This window comes from Shewanella psychromarinicola (genome assembly GCF_003855155.1).
Lineage (GTDB): Bacteria > Pseudomonadota > Gammaproteobacteria > Enterobacterales > Shewanellaceae > Shewanella > Shewanella psychromarinicola.
Window position 1 is genome coordinate 4015598 of sequence record NZ_CP034073.1, and the last position, 17083, is coordinate 4032680.

Sequence of the window (17083 nt, forward strand, 5' to 3'; positions counted from 1 at the left end):
TTGGCAGTACGCTAGATTTGAACATTCAGTTTCACATGCTGTTTTAGAAGGTGCGCGGAGCGGAGATAAGCTAGGTAACACCCAAATTACGCACATTAAAGCGCCTACCCATAATGATATAGTCAATCAAATGCACACCATCAGTTGTCGCGTGAGCGGTATTTGTAAAAAGTAGGGTTATTAACCCAAAAGATGGAGAACACTTACCTAAACTTTGCAGAAGATGATGACGACGGCCTGTTAGCGTTTACAGGGGAAAACAGCCCAACTTACTATCTCAATAAAATATTGATTCCGACAATCAGACAAACCCTAGCTAACAGCAATCAATAAACGTGGTTAGCCTAACCATTGCTTAAACTGGTCCCAAATACCTAATGACGTGTCAGAAAATAAATCGATACCTAATGCTGACTTGATAATATAAAGCACCAGTAAACCAAGTAGCATCGAGGCAAATATAACTGTAAAAACTAACATTACCATGATCGCTAACGAGGCATTTTTTTCACGACGTGTGTAAGCACGTTTATTTCGTCCCAGTAGAAATACATAATAAAAACGCCACTTTATAAACGGAAATTTAAATGTTCCCCGATTATCAATAAAGTGGCTGCCCCATGTATTTGGACCTAACGCGCCTTTAATACCCTCGAGTTGTTTATCAGTATAAGATTGAACCAGTTGTGCTGGTAACCTCCCGAGTAACTTAGCGATTAAAGGATCTTGTCTAATATCCTTTTTATTGGGAGCCAGAGGGTCATCTTGCTCACTCGCTTGCCGCTGTGTCATACATGAGTCTCATATTGTTGCGATAGACTTAATCATAATCCCGTTAACGGTAAATGATGCGTTATTATCATTAGTTTAGTTATCAATGCCATTGATCTACGGCAGACCGCTAAGTCGAGAAAGCGTTGGTCATCACCAGTAAAATACATAAAGATGATCCCTGTGCCCTATCAACTCTCGTCATTCATTTCCCTTAACATTATGCCTAAACCCATGCGGTATAATCGATACAATATTGCCCACGGTACATTCAAGCTTAACGGGTTAATCACAGAGTAAAAAATATCATAATATTTCTGCATTAGGTGCCATTAAGCATTTTCTGTTTGTGCTACTTTATTGTATGAATATTTAATATTAAACAGCGAAGACCAATGAATACACTAACGCTCGAATATATCAATAGTATATTGCCGCCAAGGCCAGATGACAGTCATAAGATGACCTTTGGCCAGGTGCTGAATATTGCCGGTTCGATACATTATCGAGGGGCGGCATATCTTTCTAGTTTATCAGCGCTGCGGGTTGGTGCAGGTTACGTCACATTAGCCAGTAGCCCATCGGTCTGTGACAGTGTGAGCGCGCAAACCCCAAATGTAGTTACCTTGCCGCTACCACCTCGTCAAGCACAGCAAGCTATTGACATAAAACATATAAATACACAATCCATAGCCCCCCAAGCTGTTTTACAACTTCGGGATAAACTCGCACAAGCCAGTGTAATTTCAATAGGCAGTGGATTGAGCATTAGCCAAAGTACAGATCAATTGAACCGTTACCCTAACCCTATAAATGGCTTAATAGTCCCTGATGGTAATAGTGAATTTTTTTATGCCCTGCTAACAGAAATCCAAGCGAATACTCATCCGGTGATATTCGATGCGGATGCACTGAACTTTATGAGTCATTTACTTCACCATCCTACAAGCACCGCGCAAAAACCGATTAGTTTCACCAAAAATAGCATTATTACCCCACATCCAAAAGAGCTCTCACGGTTATTAAATGTAGATGTCAACATGATTCAAGCGCAACGGGTTCATTTTGCTAGCTTAGCGGCTAAACAATTAAATACGATCGTGGTGCTTAAAGGTAAGCACACCGTCATAAGCGATGGGGAGCACATTTTCATTAATCCTACTGGCAACAGCGCGCTAGCCAAAGCCGGTACTGGAGATGTCTTGACCGGTATGATTGCAGGATTTTGCGCCCAAGGCGTCAGCCCACTTAACGCTGCGTGCCTAGGGGTATATTTGCATGGTTTAGCAGGAGAGTTAGCCGCAAATGAATTAAGCCAATATGGGGTGCTTGCCAGTGATCTACTCGAGTACATACCTAAAGCCATCTTGCGAGTATTAAATGCCGGTCATTAAGGTTAATACGCCAATAACACACAATGGTTGTGTGTCTTAACAATAGCGAGCTTATGTGGGATGGGGAGTAAGCCGCAATTTACCCTGTTAACGTGACTCTGGGGTTGAATATAAAACGCTGATGCTAATCAACGTAATCGCAGTCAAATTAGGTTATTGATTGGCGGAAGGTTTATACGTATTAACCCGTTTTAATTAATTACTAACCTAGATATGTACTTGTTACCTTGCTGCAACCTCCGGATTAAGAGTCGCTTTATCTAAAATATTAGGATGATGAGCGAAAGACAGCAACCATAGTCAGCAACACTAGCCAGCAACCATGCCATCCATTTTTTAATCAATATCATAGCCTCTTTCAGCATTTATTGCGTGACTCAATCCTTACAGAAAGATCCGAAAATACGAATAGCACTGAGGATCGACTTGTGTTTTTTGTTAACACACCGACAGATAATCGACTTGTACCTATGATTTAAATCGACTAAGTTGCTGTTTGAGCCTATAGACTTCATGCTCCAATTGTTCTCTTTCATCGAGTAATTGCAAAATTAAGCCAATGCCCCCCCAATCCAGTGCAAGATCACGTTGAATTCGAGTGGCTTTTTTAACTTGATGTAAATTTTCCACGCTAAATTGCCATTGTTCTATCACCTCGCCTTGCAGTGGAATGGCTATACTATGCTCTACGAGCTCAAGTAATAATGTCGAGCTAATATCGCTGCATTCACACAGTTCATCGCTACTCAACCAACAATCTTGTTCGTTTATATTAATCTGCAGCATGGTTATTTACTCCAACTGGCACGAGGGTCGAATGTATTTTTTTCGGCTAGCTCAGTCCACAATGGCTTGCTTGTCTCATCTGGTGATGTCGGAACCACAATTTTAAGCACCGCAAATAAATCGCCCTGCACTTTTTTACTGAGTAAACCTTTGCCTTTTATGCGTAATCGCTGTCCTGACTGACTATTGGCGGGGATACTGAGTTGAATATTACCCGTTAACGTGGGCAATTTAAGCTTGGTACCCAACACGGCTTCCCAAGGTGCAATAGGCACAACAATACTCAAGTTTCGACCATCAACATCAAATAAAGGATGCGGCGCAAAACGAATTTGTAAATACAAATCGCCATTATCGGCTTTGGTCGGTCCCGGTCCACCTTGCCCTTTAAGGCGAATACGTTCGCCATTAATAACCCCGGCAGGAATTTTAACTTTTAGAGATTTGGGCTGATCAACAACATGACCTTGGGGATCACGTTGCTGTAAGGTAAACGCTACAGGCTTAAGAGTGTCGACCAAGGTTTCTTCAAGGAACATCGGGAACTCAATTTCGATATCTTGGCCTTTTGGCTGCTGAGCTTGGTGACTTCTTTGTTGCCCGCTATGCTCAAAGCCTGAATGCCTTCCACCAAACATTGAATTAAAAAAGTCCGCAAATTCTTGATCAGTTTGTGGATCACTTTGCTGTTGGCCCCAATCTTGACCTGCACCATTTGCACCACCTTGATTAGCATAGCGATGTTGGGTTCTATTTAGGTGATGATGGCGCAACTCGTCATATTCGGCACGCTTTTTAGTATTGTGTAATACCTCATAGGCTTCACTAATTTCTTTGAATTTTGCTTCTGCTTCAGGATGTTTGCTCACATCAGGATGGTACTGCACCGCGAGTTTTTTATACGTTTTTTTTATTACTTTATCATCCGCATCAGGTTCTACCCCTAATACAGTGTAATAGTCTTTAAAATTCATTTTATCCCCTAACAAAAAACAAGTTTGCAACGGATCATCAGACGGCTTGGAACTAATCAACATTAATAAGTTTAGGCCCAGAGAGAAAGAACACGCTTGATCTTGATCAACTCTATTACAATATCTCTAGTTTAGCTAATAAGCATCAAGTGATGACAAAAATAACTGTTAACTGAAAAGATATTGCATATTAAAGATCATATACAACTAATTATATTAATAATAAATTACCGGCGCCCTTGGCATTAATAGTCTAGGCGCTCACCTTCAATATCAAGCTTATTCAGTAAAGAAAACGGCAAACAATGCAGTTACAGCAATTAATGCCACCCTTTTTGTCATCACGGTTAAAGATATCAAGCGAGTAAGTAAAGATAAGCTTAAGGAACTGAGATCTGTCAGTCTAGTCGGATCAGGTAAAGGGTTCAGGTTATCTTCGCTACTAAATATTATAAGGTAAAAACAGATATGGAAAAATCACCTGTCTTGTTAATCAACTAAACAAGGCGAGTTAACACTAGCTTGGTTTTTAGTCTAAGCCCGATAATAGAACGCCCTATATTGTCGATTTTTTACATTGCTTTTATTTTTCAAATTCCTCGCAAGAAACGAATAATACAATAACATCTGCTTAAACAATCCTGACACAAGGGGCTTGCACAACCCAGGGCAACCGCATGAACGTTTTTTACTCATAAATTGTCCGATAAATATTCAATAATTGTCCGGCCGTTAGCCTGAAAACAAGAGCGGATTAATGCAATCGAGTGCACCTTCATCAAATAGGTGAATTATTAAGCACTCATGCGGTCGCCCTGTTGCACAACCCACTATGCCGACGTTGCTGATTAATTGGTATTAAGAGGCTGGAATGATAACAATAGCATTCTAACGCATTGCAATGAATTACAAGGTGTTAAACAGTCACCAAGCCTCATCATTATTGTACCCTTCCAGCGCTAGGCGTATCGGCTTAGGAGCAGTGATACCAATGCGCATATCTATTTGAGCAATCTAGAGGGTTAACATAAACGATAACGTCCTTGTTTTCATTCGTAATAGCCAGCTATTAGTTAATAAAATACCAAGCTGTCACTTATTATTTTGTGCAACTTTAGGCCATTTATTGATGCGAATTGGTATTAAATGCCTCCTTAACTGCCGGTGTAAATACAACATAAAAATTTATCAAAAATAAAGATTTTTGATAAAAAATATCTGCAAATAAAAAAACATAAACTAAACTTGAATTGTTTTATTTTGAAAACACATGGTTAATCAACATTATTAACTAACATTGGAAGTTTAAAACCGAATAAATAACAATCGGTTGGAGGTTGGGATGATCCATTCACGCAACAACAAAATTAAAAGGTTGGGTCTAATCCTCGCCGCTTCGTTGGGGTGCGCTGCAGTAAACTTGAGCGCAGCCGAAAAACCTAATATTTTAGTTATTTGGGGGGATGATATTGGCCAATCTAATATCAGTGCCTATACCTTTGGGTTAATGGGATACAAAACCCCGAATATCGACAGCATCGCCAAAGAAGGCATGATGTTTACCGATTATTATGCTGAACAATCATGCACCGCCGGACGTTCAACATTTATTACCGGGCAAAGTGTACTGCGTACTGGGTTAAGTAAAGTAGGATTACCCGGAGCCGATCTTGGATTACAAGCTGAAGATGCCACTATTGCTGAGATCCTCAAACCTATGGGTTATGCAACGGGTCAGTTTGGTAAAAATCATTTGGGTGATAAAGATGAATTTTTACCCACCGCACATGGTTTTGATGAATTTTTAGGTAACTTATACCATTTAAATGCCGAAGAAGAGCCTGAAAATATTGATTACCCTAAAGATCCGGCATTCCGTAAAAAATTTGGCCCTCGTGGTGTCATTAAATCCTTTGCTGATGGAAAAATCGAAGATACCGGCCCGCTAACGAAAAAAAGGATGGAAACCATAGATGATGAAACCGTGGCCGCGGCGATGGACTTTATGGAACGTACTGTAAAAACCGAAAAACCATTCTTTGTCTGGTGGAATGGTACCCGTATGCATTTTCGAACTCATATTAAACCTGAATTACAAGGTAGCTCGAATGTAAGTAATTATGCCGACGGAATGATTGAACATGATAAACACGTCGGCCAGCTATTGAAAAAAGTCGATGACCTGGGTATCAAAGATAACACCATTGTTTTTTACTCTACCGATAATGGCCCGCACATGAATACCTGGCCGGATGCCGGTTTAACACCTTTTAGAAGTGAGAAAAACACCAACTGGGAAGGCGCCTACCGTGTTCCAGCCATGGTGAGATGGCCTGGTAAGATCGAAGCAAGTTCAGTTTCGAACCAGATTATGCACCACATGGATTGGTTGCCGACCTTCGCAGCGATTGCTGGCGAAGACAAGGTGAAAGAAAAATTACTCAAAGGCTATAAAGCTAACGGTAAAACATTCAAAAATCATCTTGATGGTTATAACTTCTTGCCTTACCTGCTGGGTGAAGAAGACAAAGGCCGCCGTAAAGAGATCTTCTATTTCACCGATGATGGTGCTTTAGCCGCGCTGCGTTACAACAATTGGAAAGCCGTATTTTTGGAGCAAAGAGCTACCGGGACACTGCAGATTTGGGCAGAACCTTTTGTTGAATTGCGTGTGCCAAAATTATTCAATTTACGTATGGATCCCTATGAAACTGCAGATCTGACTTCTAATACCTACTATGACTGGGTGTTAGATCATGTTTATATGTTTGTCCCTGCACAGGCTTATGTCGGTGAATATCTTGCCACTTTTAAAGATTTTCCGCCTCGTCAAAAAGCCGCGAGTTTCAGCTTAGATCAGGTAATGGAAAAACTTCAACAGGGAGCCGGGAGTAGTCAGTAAATCCTCATCGAGGGTGCCTCAGCACCCTCTTTTTCACCCACGCCTAAGCTAATATCTGACTCACTACATTACCGGATCCAGACCCTAATACGATGAAATTTATACTATTTTCGGCACAAAGTCGATTTACTTCACGATTGATTAAACAAATTGCCGCTTTTTTTATTTATGATCATACAGTTACTGCTAATATTATTGAAAGTATTATGCTAATAATATTAAAATGAGGCAAAAATGGTTTTAAGAATAACACTCCTTGGACTGCTTTTTCTGTTTACACCCCAGCTCGTTGCCGCAGAGCAATATATCGGCAATAAAAGTTGTATCGATTGCCATCAAACTGAAGTGTCCAACTGGCAACAATCCCACCATGCAAAGGCAATGTTAGCCGCAACGGATGAAACGGTATTAGGTAACTTTAATAATGTAAAGTTTGAATCAGAAAATGCTTGGACTGTTTTTAACCGAGATGAGCAAGGATTTTATATACAAACAGGTAATAAAGGTGAAGACGGTAAACGTTATGCCGTGCCTTATGTATTTGGTTTTTATCCACTGCAACAGATATTAGTCGACATAGGCTCAGGTAAACTTCAGGCTTATACCGTCACTTGGGATTCGCGTTCATTGGCAGACGGCGGGCAGCGCTGGTATAACCTTTACAGTGACACACATATTCCGGATACGCCATTTGATTGGCAAGGCCAGTTTAATAATTGGAATACGCGCTGCGCCGAGTGTCATTCCACGGACTTAACACGGGGCTATGACGTTAACACCGACAGTTACAATACGACTTGGAGCGAAATCAATGTCAGCTGTGAAGCTTGTCATGGCCCAGCTTCACAACATCTTGCGTTAAAAAAATCTAAAAAAAATGCCGTCAATTCGGGGTTTGAAAAGCCACTGCAGAAACACAATGACTGGGTCTTTGCCGACGGTAAAACCACAGCGGTACGCTTGCAAAAAACCGACATTTCCTTAGACCACGGTCAAATGGATCAATGTGCGGCCTGTCACAGTCGGCGGGTAGCATTAACCGATGGTGCAGGGGTCGGGAATTTCAGCCAACACTATATTCCGCGCCTTGCCGTAACCGATCTTTATCATGTCGATGGGCAAATTCTCGATGAGGTCTATGTCTATGGTTCATTTAGTCAAAGTAAAATGGCCAGTGCCGGTGTGGTCTGCAGTAATTGTCATGAAGCCCATAGCGGAAAAATATTAAGCCAAGATAACACGCTCTGTTTACAGTGCCATTTACCCGCCGCTTTTGCGACACCCGAGCATACGTTACATGCTCAGGATTCCAAGGGCTCGCTCTGCATAGACTGCCATATGCCTACCAAACGATATATGGGCGTAGATGACAGACGTGACCACGCCTATCGCGTACCAAATCCTTGGGTGAACGAAATATTAGGCACCCCGGATGTTTGCCTAGGTTGTCATCAGGATAAGGATCCGCACTGGTCTCAAGCACAGCTACAGGATAAAAAAGGTCAGATTTTTGCAGATTTTTCAGATATCGGCCCCGCAATTTTGCTTAATCAGCAGGATCCGCACAAAGGACAAGCATTAATCGCTAAGCTGGTGGCAGATGAAAATCAGCCAGCCATGCGCCGTGCTGTCCTGTTAGGTTATCTGGATCTGCAGCAAACCGCTAACCTAGAGGTATTGAATAATGCGGCAAACGACCGGCAGAGTCTGGTTAAACTCGGCGTGATCCGTGCACTTGAATCTGCTCCCTACCCGATGCAGCTGCAGATCGGTTTTGGTCTGTTATATGATGAACACAAAAATGTCCGTTTACAGGCGATTAGATTATTAGCCCCGGCTTTGAGACAGAGTGTACCGGAAAAGGCGCAAAAACAGCTGCAAGAGGCCCTGATGGAAGCGGTAGTCACTTACCAGCAGCAGCCGGATCTGTTATCTGCACAACTAGCCCTAGCAGATCTAGCTTACAAAATTGGCGAGCTGCAGCAAGCACAAATCCAGTACCTTAATGCGCTTACATTACAACCGAGTTTTCTGCCCGCCAAATTGAATCTGGCCAGTATCTACCGTGAGACAAACCAGCTTGAAAAAGCCAAAGCCTTGTTACAGCAAATTTTAGCGTTTGAAGAAAACCATGCCATGGCATTACATAATTTAGGGCTAATCTTTGTTATCGAAAAACAATGGCCGCAGGCGCTGGATGCGTTGCAACGAGCAACACAAATCGAACCTGCCAACCTGAGATTTGCCTTTGTGTATATTTTGGGATTAGAAGCAAGCGGGAAAGTCGATGAAGCACTTAGCGAAGTGAATAAACTGCAGATAAAAACGCCCAACGATCCCGCATTGCAAGCGCTGAGCAAAAGGCTCAAGGAATATTAAGCCGTTAGCCATGTTCAGGCGTTAATTACCGACAAACGGCAGTCATACCTTTGGCTGTTCACCTTGTATGGCTGAGTGAATTTGGCGTTGAATTGGGTGTGATGTGTTTTGTGCTGCAGTCGGCGTCATCTTTGGTTACTTCCCTGCCCGTAAGGCCGCGCAACTAGACTCGATAGAAACCTTGCGTCATGAATAGACTGGTTGATGATCGCTGCTTTTTTCAACGAAATGAACAAAGGCTTTATGTTGTTTTTGTGGACTTATTTAGTAGATGTACTCCATGCTTGAAGCGTCCATTTTAGGTATCATGCATTGCTTATGTGCATCTTTTTTATGTCTACTATAGCAACTGGTATGGATACCCCCATCTAATAACAAATAATTCTCCTTTCGGGAAATATGAGACCCAGGCTTTAGCTGCAACTAAAGCTTTTTTTGTCGTCGTTCGATTCAGTGCAGGCAACTCTACAAACAAACCGATACCAACAACAAACGCGACAAAGGACTGTAAGCATTACCCTCGAATAGTCTACTGGGTCTTGTTAAATTTTGTTGCCTCCACTGTATATGGATTAATAAAATATGCTTAGGCCGCATTATGACGTTAAATGTGGAAGAATAGTGGGCAGATGACCTCGAATCGTGGCAATGTCCTGCTTAACTATGTCTTTGTCTATTTCTAGGGTAATAAGCTTAGCGACGTTGTCGCTCATTACCTTGCGTAAGTTACCAAGGAACTGAGGTTCAGCAACCACGATCAATTGGCTAAATTTTTGCGCATTATATTCAGCCTCAAGGTATCTACATATATCTCTAGCAAATTCTACCGCCTCATACTCTTTGGGCTCTGTTTTACCTCCCACAGCATGGTGACTAAACGTTGCACCACCAGCCTGACGTCCTGGTAGATCAGAGGTTAGCTTCTGTTCATGTTGTCTTGATTCGGGGTGGATCATGCTCTTAATCTCATTTAATGCAGATTTTGCTGTTTCGGCGTTAAATAGACGTGCATGAGCGCTATCTGCGACTAAAATCCAACTGCTCATGATTTATCTCCCATTAAGTTCATCATTAAGTTCATCATTAAGTTCATCATTAATAGATTGTCTTATTAAAAATAAGACAATCGAGTCACTTAATTATAGACAATATTCTTGTTAATTCTTTGGAATCGATTGCTATTATCTTGTATCTTTGAATTAACGTCTTTCTCAGCAGTAAAGTTTGCTGGTGCATATTTTGCCTATCTTTCAAAGACCACTACGGTGCACAAAATCCGTTGCAGCACTTGTTCGCTATCCTTTTTACGGTAGAACTCCATCTTAAAACCCTGCTGTTCAGTTTCTGATACCGTACAAATACACTGATATTGTTTGTCTCAATTAACGTGTAGATTAACGTGTAGGTAAATTTTTGTGAACAATCGTGTTTACGGTTCTCCAATACCTCCGCATTATCGGGTTATCATCACAGTAGGTTAGTTTACATAAATGGGAGATCTATCAAGATTATCATGTCATATATGAACAATTTACTTATCACCGCATAAACATAGCGTTCATTCACCAAGATGGTTGCCAGTAAAAAATTTATCCATTTTTGGCGATGTTCATAGTTAATATATAGGTGTAATTCTCCTGTCATATTATCAGCCCCCCAGAAATGCTTAAGTACAATACGCCAACACAGTGATAGTATGGTGTGTCATTTAAACTGACGATTGTTTATCTTGGTCTAACGATTATTTGTTACTGACAAGCAAATCAAGGTAACTAAAGACGAGACCAACAGTTAAATATTCAGCAAAAATTATGGCTGCTCATATTTTAGCTTTACTCGTATAATATCTAAATCGATATAAACAAAAGCTCCAGTCATCACCAACTAGCAGGCCTATTAATGTCAGCCGAACTACACGAAATTAAAAGCTTTATCGCTCAGTACGCCCCTTTTGATCAGCTTCCAGAACAAGTCATAATCGACATTGCGCAAAGTGTTGAGATTTCTTATTACCGTACCGATAGCATGATTATTAACTTTAATGACAAAATCAGTGAACTGTATATGATCCGCAGCGGGGTAGTAGAGTTATATCGCCGTAAAGGTGAACTGTACAATCGTCTAGATCAGGGACAGTTATTTGGCCAAATGGGCTTACTCACCAATAATAAAGTGCGTTTCCCAGCCAAAGCGGTAAAAGATACCTTGGTATACTGTATTCCAGAATCGGTATTCACTAACTTATGCGAGCTTTATGACGATTTTGCTGATTTTGTTGAAGTGGAAGATACTACCCGTTTAAAACAGGCGGTAAAAGGTAAAAGCGATGATGCTAATGCGCTGACCACTTCCAAAGTGAAAACATTATTGACGAGAGAAGCAGTCGTTATTTCCTGTAATAGCACTATTCAAGCGGCAGCTAAGATAATGGCCGAAGAAAATGTTTCTGCTGCATTAATAAATGATCCTGATATAGAAGACCCGCAGGATAGCAGTTTCGTTGGTATTATTACTGAACATGATCTCTGCGCTAACGTCATTGCAGCTGGGGTAAATGTTGATAATCCTATTTCACAAGTCATGTCGACCAATTTGATTTCACTGGATCATAACGCTTATATTTTTGAAGCAATGCTACTCATGCTGCGTTATAACATTCATCATCTACCTATTCTAAAAAATAAAAAGCCCATTGGTCTGATTGAAGTTGCAGATATTATCCGTTACGAATCGCAAAATAGTTTGTTATTTGTAAGCAGTATTTTTCAGCAGAAAAGTAGTGAGGATTTAGTGCTGCTTTCTGCACAGTTAAAAAACTGTTTTGTGCGCATGGTTAACGAAGATGCCAATTCACATATGGTCGGGCGGGCAATGTCTGAAATCGGTCGCAACTTTAAACAGCGTTTATTAGAACTTGCCGAAGAGATGTTCGGCCCCCCGCCGGTTCCCTACTGCTTTTTAGCATTGGGCTCTATGGCTCGTGATGAGCAACTGATGGTAACCGATCAAGATAATGCCATAATCCTTGATAATAGCTATCAAGTCGCGTTGCATGGTGCCTATTTTGAAAAGCTAGCCAATTTTGTTTGTGATGGTTTGGCTGCCTGCGGTTACAGTTACTGCACTGGTGATATTATGGCAAGCAACCCTGAGTTTCGCAAAACACGATCTCAGTGGGAAGATTGTTTCGGTGATTGGATAGATAATCCAAACCCTCAAGCTTTATTAAACTGCTCTATTTTCTTTGATCTTACGGGTGTCTATGGCCGAGTAAAATGGGCTGAGCAATTAAATGCATTTATCCTTCGCAAGACCAAGAAAAACAACCGATTTTTAGCCTGTTTGGCGCACAATGCCCTTAATCGTAAACCCCCTCTGGGATTTTTTAAAGATTTTGTGATGGAAAAAGATGGCCGCCATAATAACGCTATTAATTTAAAACGTCGTGGTACTGCACCATTGGCGGATCTGATCCGAGTGCATGCCTTGGCGATCGGCTCACAATCGCAAAACTCATTTCAACGCTTAGATGATATTATCGAAGCAGGTATTTTGCCTAAATCAAAGGGCGAAGATTTACAACATGCAATGGAGCTTATCTCTTTGGTACGATTGCGTCATCAGTCATCCGATATAGAGTCTGGGATTGAGCCTGATAATAATATTGAACCGGAAAGTATGTCTGATTTTGAAAGACGCAATCTTAAAGATGCTTTTTTAGTATTAAGCAATGCACAAAACTTTTTAAAATATCGCTATACTTCAAACAAACTTTAAAGGTTAACTCATGAACAATTTCAGTAACCAGGAGATTTTAAACTGGGCAGCCTTGCTAAAATTAAAAGCTAAAAACAGTAAAGATCCACGCTTGGTTGATTTTTATAATACCGGTACCTATAGCAATGAAACGCCGTTAAATGATATTGATTTTGTCGCGCTTGATTTTGAAACGACAGGCTTAGATTCACAGCAAAACGGCATCATTAGCATTGGTTTGGTACCCTTTAATTTACAGCGTATTTTTTGCCGCAAAGCAAAAGAATGGTATCTCAATCCACAGGATAAATTACAAGAAAACTCAATTATTATTCATGGTATCACCCACTCGGATTTACAAGATGCACCTGATCTGTTGCGTATTTTAGAGCAGCTTTTAGCTGAACTGGCAGGAAAAGTGGTGGTGGTACATTACCGGCATATTGAGCGTGATTTTCTTGATCACACTTTACGCTTGTTGATTAATGAAGGTATTATCTTTCCGGTTATAGATACCATGCAGATTGAGGCTAATTTGCAACGGGTTAATACGTCGGGCTTGCTTAATTTCTTTAAAAGAAAACGCCCAGAGTCCATTCGTCTTGCTAATAGTCGTGATCGCTACAACTTACCCGCTTACGCGCCTCACGATGCTTTAACCGATGCAATTGCCACCGCAGAATTACTGCAGGCTCAAATTAAATATCATTTTAGTCCCGACACTGCGATTAAAAAATTGTGGTTATAACGTCTCTGTGATGAGAGCACAATAAATACTAGACAAAAAAAAAGCCGATGATTCAATCATCGGCTTTTTTGTAGCAAGTAGAAACTAGCTTTTATTATGCTTTTCGGTACGCATACCCATCAACAAACTGACACACATTACCAATAAAATAATGGTAAAGGGTAGCGCCGTCGAAATGGCACCTGCTTGGAGTGCCTCAATCGCCTCAGTACCACCAACCCACAGTAGCACAGCGGCAATAGCGCCCTCGATTGATGCCCAAAAAATACGTTGCGGAACCGGCGCATCAATTTTACCACCGGCAGTAATACTGTCTATGACCAACGACCCTGAATCGGAAGAGGTAATAAAGAAAACCAGTACCAGTAGTACAGCTATCATTGATAAAATATTACCTAATGGCAGCGCATCAAACATCTGGAACATCGCAAGCGGAACGTCCGTTAACCCTTCACTACCTAATATGCCGACTTCATTGACAACTTGGTCAATAGCGACACCACCAAAGACAGACATCCATAAGATAGTCACTGATGTTGGTATAATCAATACTGCGGTAAGAAATTCACGTACCGTACGGCCGCGCGAAATACGAGCAATAAACATACCCACAAATGGAGACCATGAAATCCACCATGCCCAATAGAAGACGGTCCAGCCGTGCATCCAAGCTTCATCTTCACGGCCAATTGGATTACTCAAGGGGATAATATTCTTAACATAACCCATTATGGTGGTGGGAATAGTACCCATAGAAACAGCAGCGGTCACAAGTGCAACAAAAATAACTAAAACAGCAGCAAGTAACATATTGATATTACTAATTACTTTAACACCACCTTCAAGGCCGCGTACCACAGAGACAATCGCCAGCATAGTCACTACCACAATAATAATGATTTGCAAGGAGAGGTCTCCTTCAATGCCAAACACGTGCTGGAAACCACCCGCAGCTTGTTGGGCACCTAAACCTAAGGATGTTGCCAGACCAAATAATGTGGCTATCACAGCTACAATATCAATGATATGTCCCGGCCAACCCCAAGTGCGGTCGCCTAATATCGGATAAAAAGCAGACCGTATGGAAAGTGGTAAGCCTTTGTTGTAAGCAAAGAAAGATAACGATAAGGCAACTACGCCATAAACCGCCCAAGGGTGTAATCCCCAATGGAACATAGTTGCACCCAGTGCAAGTTCTGCTGCTGCCGGGGTATTGGCGACGACATTGAGTGGCGTTTCATACCAGCCAGTGTAATACGCTACGGGCTCAGCTACGCCCCAAAACATCAAACCAATGCCCATACCTGCAGCAAAAAGCATCGCTATCCAGGAAAGTCTTGAATGGTCGGCTTTTGCGCCGTCACCACCTAGGCGAATTTTACCAAAAGGTGAGACAATTAATGCCAGACAGAAGATCACAAAAATATTCATAGACCACATAAAGAGGCCGTCAAATGCACCTATAATCTGCCATTTTATACCATCTAAAAATTCTTTTGATGTTGCCGGGTCGATAATTAAAATAGCAATTAAAAAAGCCGCGATTAAGCCTGCACTCGTTCCAAATACAGGGTTATGTATATCAAAACCCCATTTTTGAATGTTATCTTGCCCGACAGTATAATCGGTATTATCTATACTGTATTTGTCCTTATTTATCTTCATAAATCCTCGATTAGAGCGGCCTTGCCCTGTTAATTTAACAGTCGATTTAACAGTCGATTGAATATTGTGGAAGGATGTTAACAAAATCAGGCGCTAATTTCAGGCTTATTTCAAAATAAAAAATAAACAGGCATCTATATTTCTTATCATTATAAGTGAAGAAAGGGAGCCAAATAAAATTAACCAATCGCTCATATTCACCCATTGCGTCGACAGCAAACAACGCCAGCCAGAGTTTTAACCCTGAATGTCTGGCTAATAAAAATATCCTTCAAAGCATTAAAGGCATTGGTAATATCACCGCGGTATCCATTATGAGTAACTTGTCAGCATTAGGTTAAATCAACAATAATGAAGCCAGCGCACCAAACCTATGTAAGTATAGCTATACCCACTTAAAGTCATCATTTAAAATTTTAAATTCAATAAAGTGTATGAGTCTTTCATTTCAGCATAACGCCTTTGCTTTGGCCCACGCTGACATTCTGAAACGGATTTTATTCGCCGTCGTTAATTAACTGACACCTCTTAACAAACAGAAACACGGCTTGCTAAATACTCTTGGTCACTTTTACAGCGTCTGCACTTTTTCGATGCCACGGTTTCAATAAAGTGACGTGTTCGCTGTGCAAATTGTTAGCTATAGCGGCATGCCCAACGTCATTGGCTATTTATATTATCGACTCATGCTGCGCTGCAGATCGACCATCGACTGCTGCCCTACTGTTATTAACCCGCTTTGAGGGCGATTAAGATCCACAACGAGCGCCACAAGCACTGCAAAAGCCAGTACCAAAGGGATCATTGCCACCAATCTTCGCTTGCCAGTAAGCCCAACCTCAGCACCCATAGCTATCATTGCGAGTGCGATGATGCCTATGAGCGCCATCCAGACACTGCTGGGGATTCGATTGCGCAGCCCAGCGGTCACTCGTTTTTGGTGCATATCGATTATGTCATTGATGGATTGGATCATTAGTGAGGTGTTTGTATTGGGCGATCTTTCGCTGCTGCAGACACCAGTGCCCACAGGTGGTCATGGATCTCAACGGATCCTGCCATGGCCGTGTCTAGGGTGCTGCCACTTGCGGCCTTTAGGCGAATGTCGACATATTCTCGCAACAGGTGTTTCACTTTTATTGCGTATTGCTTATCAAGCAAGTCAGCTCGCAGGTATGCCGTGCCAATTGAATTCGCTTCTTCGAGAACGCTCTGTTTTCTGAGATCGTGCTGATGAGAAGCGATAGAAAATGTGAAGGCGAGGACAAAAGCGAGCATGGCTAACAACCCCCCACCATTGAGCCTAACGAGCTCGGAGCCTCCTTGTCTTGACTCGTTCGCGCATGTGCCCCGAACTGATAGCCCACTTCGTTGAAAACCAACATGAGTATCGAGACACCAACATAGCCGCCAGCGATAGGAAAGGAGTCAAACAGGTTTAGATTCATTTAGTCCCCTGTGTTATTTGTTAGCTAACCAATGTTATGGACTCCCCTGACCAAATGGCACTATGTGCCATATTACAAGTGCAAACATTCAATCAAAGAGAGTCCGTACATTGTTAATTAAAGAGAGTCCGTACATTGTTAATTAAAGCCGTTGGTATCGATTTAGCAAATTAGTTTTTAGTCTTCACTGTGTGGACAAACACGGCAACAGCAAACTAAATAAAAAACAATCTATAAACAGATCTCCATCGCATCGTTAT

The 17083-nt window shown here is 41.5% G+C and carries 12 protein-coding genes; 5 read left to right on the forward strand and 7 right to left on the reverse strand.

The genetic code is table 11. The annotated features are described in order from the left end of the window. Nucleotides 1–339: 339 nt before the first annotated feature. Nucleotides 340–792 (reverse strand): hypothetical protein, encoded by a 453-nt coding sequence (locus tag EGC80_RS17540; RefSeq protein ID WP_124011587.1) that lies wholly within the window; start codon nucleotides 790–792, stop codon nucleotides 340–342. 374 nt (nucleotides 793–1166) lie between these two features. Between EGC80_RS17540 and EGC80_RS17545 the strand changes: the two genes are divergently transcribed. Beyond that, nucleotides 1167–2165: an NAD(P)H-hydrate dehydratase gene (locus EGC80_RS17545; protein ID WP_124011588.1), complete on the forward strand. Its 999-nt coding sequence runs from the start codon at nucleotides 1167–1169 to the stop codon at nucleotides 2163–2165. Between the two features lie 468 nt (nucleotides 2166–2633). Here the strand turns inward: EGC80_RS17545 and EGC80_RS17550 are convergent, their stop codons facing one another. Both EGC80_RS17550 and EGC80_RS17555 read right to left on the reverse strand, forming a co-directional pair. After that, the gene (locus EGC80_RS17550; RefSeq protein ID WP_101031846.1) at nucleotides 2634–2951 is read right to left on the reverse strand and encodes a chaperone modulator CbpM; all 318 of its coding nucleotides are present in this window, start codon (nucleotides 2949–2951) and stop codon (nucleotides 2634–2636) included. Nucleotides 2952–2953: 2 nt separating this feature from the next. After that, nucleotides 2954–3925: a DnaJ C-terminal domain-containing protein gene (locus EGC80_RS17555; protein WP_124011589.1), complete on the reverse strand. Its 972-nt coding sequence runs from the start codon at nucleotides 3923–3925 to the stop codon at nucleotides 2954–2956. Between the two features lie 1342 nt (nucleotides 3926–5267). On the opposite strand from EGC80_RS17555, the gene EGC80_RS17560 reads away from it, so the two are divergent. Both EGC80_RS17560 and EGC80_RS17565 read left to right on the forward strand, forming a co-directional pair. Next, nucleotides 5268–6827, forward strand: coding sequence for an arylsulfatase (locus EGC80_RS17560; protein WP_124011590.1), 1560 nt, complete (start codon nucleotides 5268–5270; stop codon nucleotides 6825–6827). 234 nt (nucleotides 6828–7061) lie between these two features. Further along, on the forward strand, nucleotides 7062–9206 hold the full coding sequence (locus tag EGC80_RS17565; protein WP_124011591.1) for a tetratricopeptide repeat protein: 2145 nt from the start codon (nucleotides 7062–7064) through the stop codon (nucleotides 9204–9206). A gap of 596 nt (nucleotides 9207–9802) precedes the next feature. On the opposite strand, the gene EGC80_RS17570 is transcribed toward EGC80_RS17565, so the two are convergent. Next, the gene (locus EGC80_RS17570; RefSeq protein WP_124011592.1) at nucleotides 9803–10252 is read right to left on the reverse strand and encodes a host attachment protein; all 450 of its coding nucleotides are present in this window, start codon (nucleotides 10250–10252) and stop codon (nucleotides 9803–9805) included. Between the two features lie 853 nt (nucleotides 10253–11105). On the opposite strand from EGC80_RS17570, the gene EGC80_RS17575 reads away from it, so the two are divergent. Further along, nucleotides 11106–12983: a DUF294 nucleotidyltransferase-like domain-containing protein gene (locus EGC80_RS17575; RefSeq protein ID WP_124011593.1), complete on the forward strand. Its 1878-nt coding sequence runs from the start codon at nucleotides 11106–11108 to the stop codon at nucleotides 12981–12983. Between the two features lie 10 nt (nucleotides 12984–12993). Then, a complete protein-coding gene (locus EGC80_RS17580; protein ID WP_124011594.1) occupies nucleotides 12994–13710 on the forward strand; it encodes a 3'-5' exonuclease in 717 nt (238 codons plus the stop codon). An 84-nt stretch (nucleotides 13711–13794) separates the two neighbouring features. Here EGC80_RS17580 and EGC80_RS17585 read toward each other — a convergent pair whose 3' ends face one another. The 3 genes from EGC80_RS17585 to EGC80_RS17600 form a co-directional block, all read right to left on the reverse strand. Next, nucleotides 13795–15375, reverse strand: coding sequence for a BCCT family transporter (locus EGC80_RS17585; RefSeq protein ID WP_124011595.1), 1581 nt, complete (start codon nucleotides 15373–15375; stop codon nucleotides 13795–13797). A 676-nt stretch (nucleotides 15376–16051) separates the two neighbouring features. Further along, entirely contained in the window at nucleotides 16052–16351 is a 300-nt protein-coding gene (locus tag EGC80_RS17595; RefSeq protein ID WP_124011597.1) for a bestrophin-like domain, read from the reverse strand. Next, nucleotides 16351–16536, reverse strand: coding sequence for a hypothetical protein (locus EGC80_RS17600; protein ID WP_124011598.1), 186 nt, complete (start codon nucleotides 16534–16536; stop codon nucleotides 16351–16353). The genes EGC80_RS17595 and EGC80_RS17600 overlap by 1 nt, the downstream gene beginning before the upstream one ends. Between the last annotated feature and the right edge of the window lie 547 nt (nucleotides 16537–17083).

What these genes read in the sequence shown, in the direction of transcription:
- EGC80_RS17550 (WP_101031846.1), bottom strand. Translation starts at nt 2,951, where the DNA reads ATGCTGCAGATTAATATAAACGAACAAGATTGTTGGTTGAGTAGCGAT.
- EGC80_RS17540 (WP_124011587.1), bottom strand. Translation starts at nt 792, where the DNA reads ATGACACAGCGGCAAGCGAGTGAGCAAGATGACCCTCTGGCTCCCAAT.
- EGC80_RS17570 (WP_124011592.1), bottom strand. Translation starts at nt 10,252, where the DNA reads ATGAGCAGTTGGATTTTAGTCGCAGATAGCGCTCATGCACGTCTATTT.
- EGC80_RS17565 (WP_124011591.1), top strand. Translation starts at nt 7,062, where the DNA reads ATGGTTTTAAGAATAACACTCCTTGGACTGCTTTTTCTGTTTACACCC.
- EGC80_RS17595 (WP_124011597.1), bottom strand. Translation starts at nt 16,351, where the DNA reads ATGATCCAATCCATCAATGACATAATCGATATGCACCAAAAACGAGTG.
- EGC80_RS17555 (WP_124011589.1), bottom strand. Translation starts at nt 3,925, where the DNA reads ATGAATTTTAAAGACTATTACACTGTATTAGGGGTAGAACCTGATGCG.
- EGC80_RS17580 (WP_124011594.1), top strand. Translation starts at nt 12,994, where the DNA reads ATGAACAATTTCAGTAACCAGGAGATTTTAAACTGGGCAGCCTTGCTA.
- EGC80_RS17585 (WP_124011595.1), bottom strand. Translation starts at nt 15,375, where the DNA reads ATGAAGATAAATAAGGACAAATACAGTATAGATAATACCGATTATACT.
- EGC80_RS17575 (WP_124011593.1), top strand. Translation starts at nt 11,106, where the DNA reads ATGTCAGCCGAACTACACGAAATTAAAAGCTTTATCGCTCAGTACGCC.
- EGC80_RS17545 (WP_124011588.1), top strand. Translation starts at nt 1,167, where the DNA reads ATGAATACACTAACGCTCGAATATATCAATAGTATATTGCCGCCAAGG.
- EGC80_RS17560 (WP_124011590.1), top strand. Translation starts at nt 5,268, where the DNA reads ATGATCCATTCACGCAACAACAAAATTAAAAGGTTGGGTCTAATCCTC.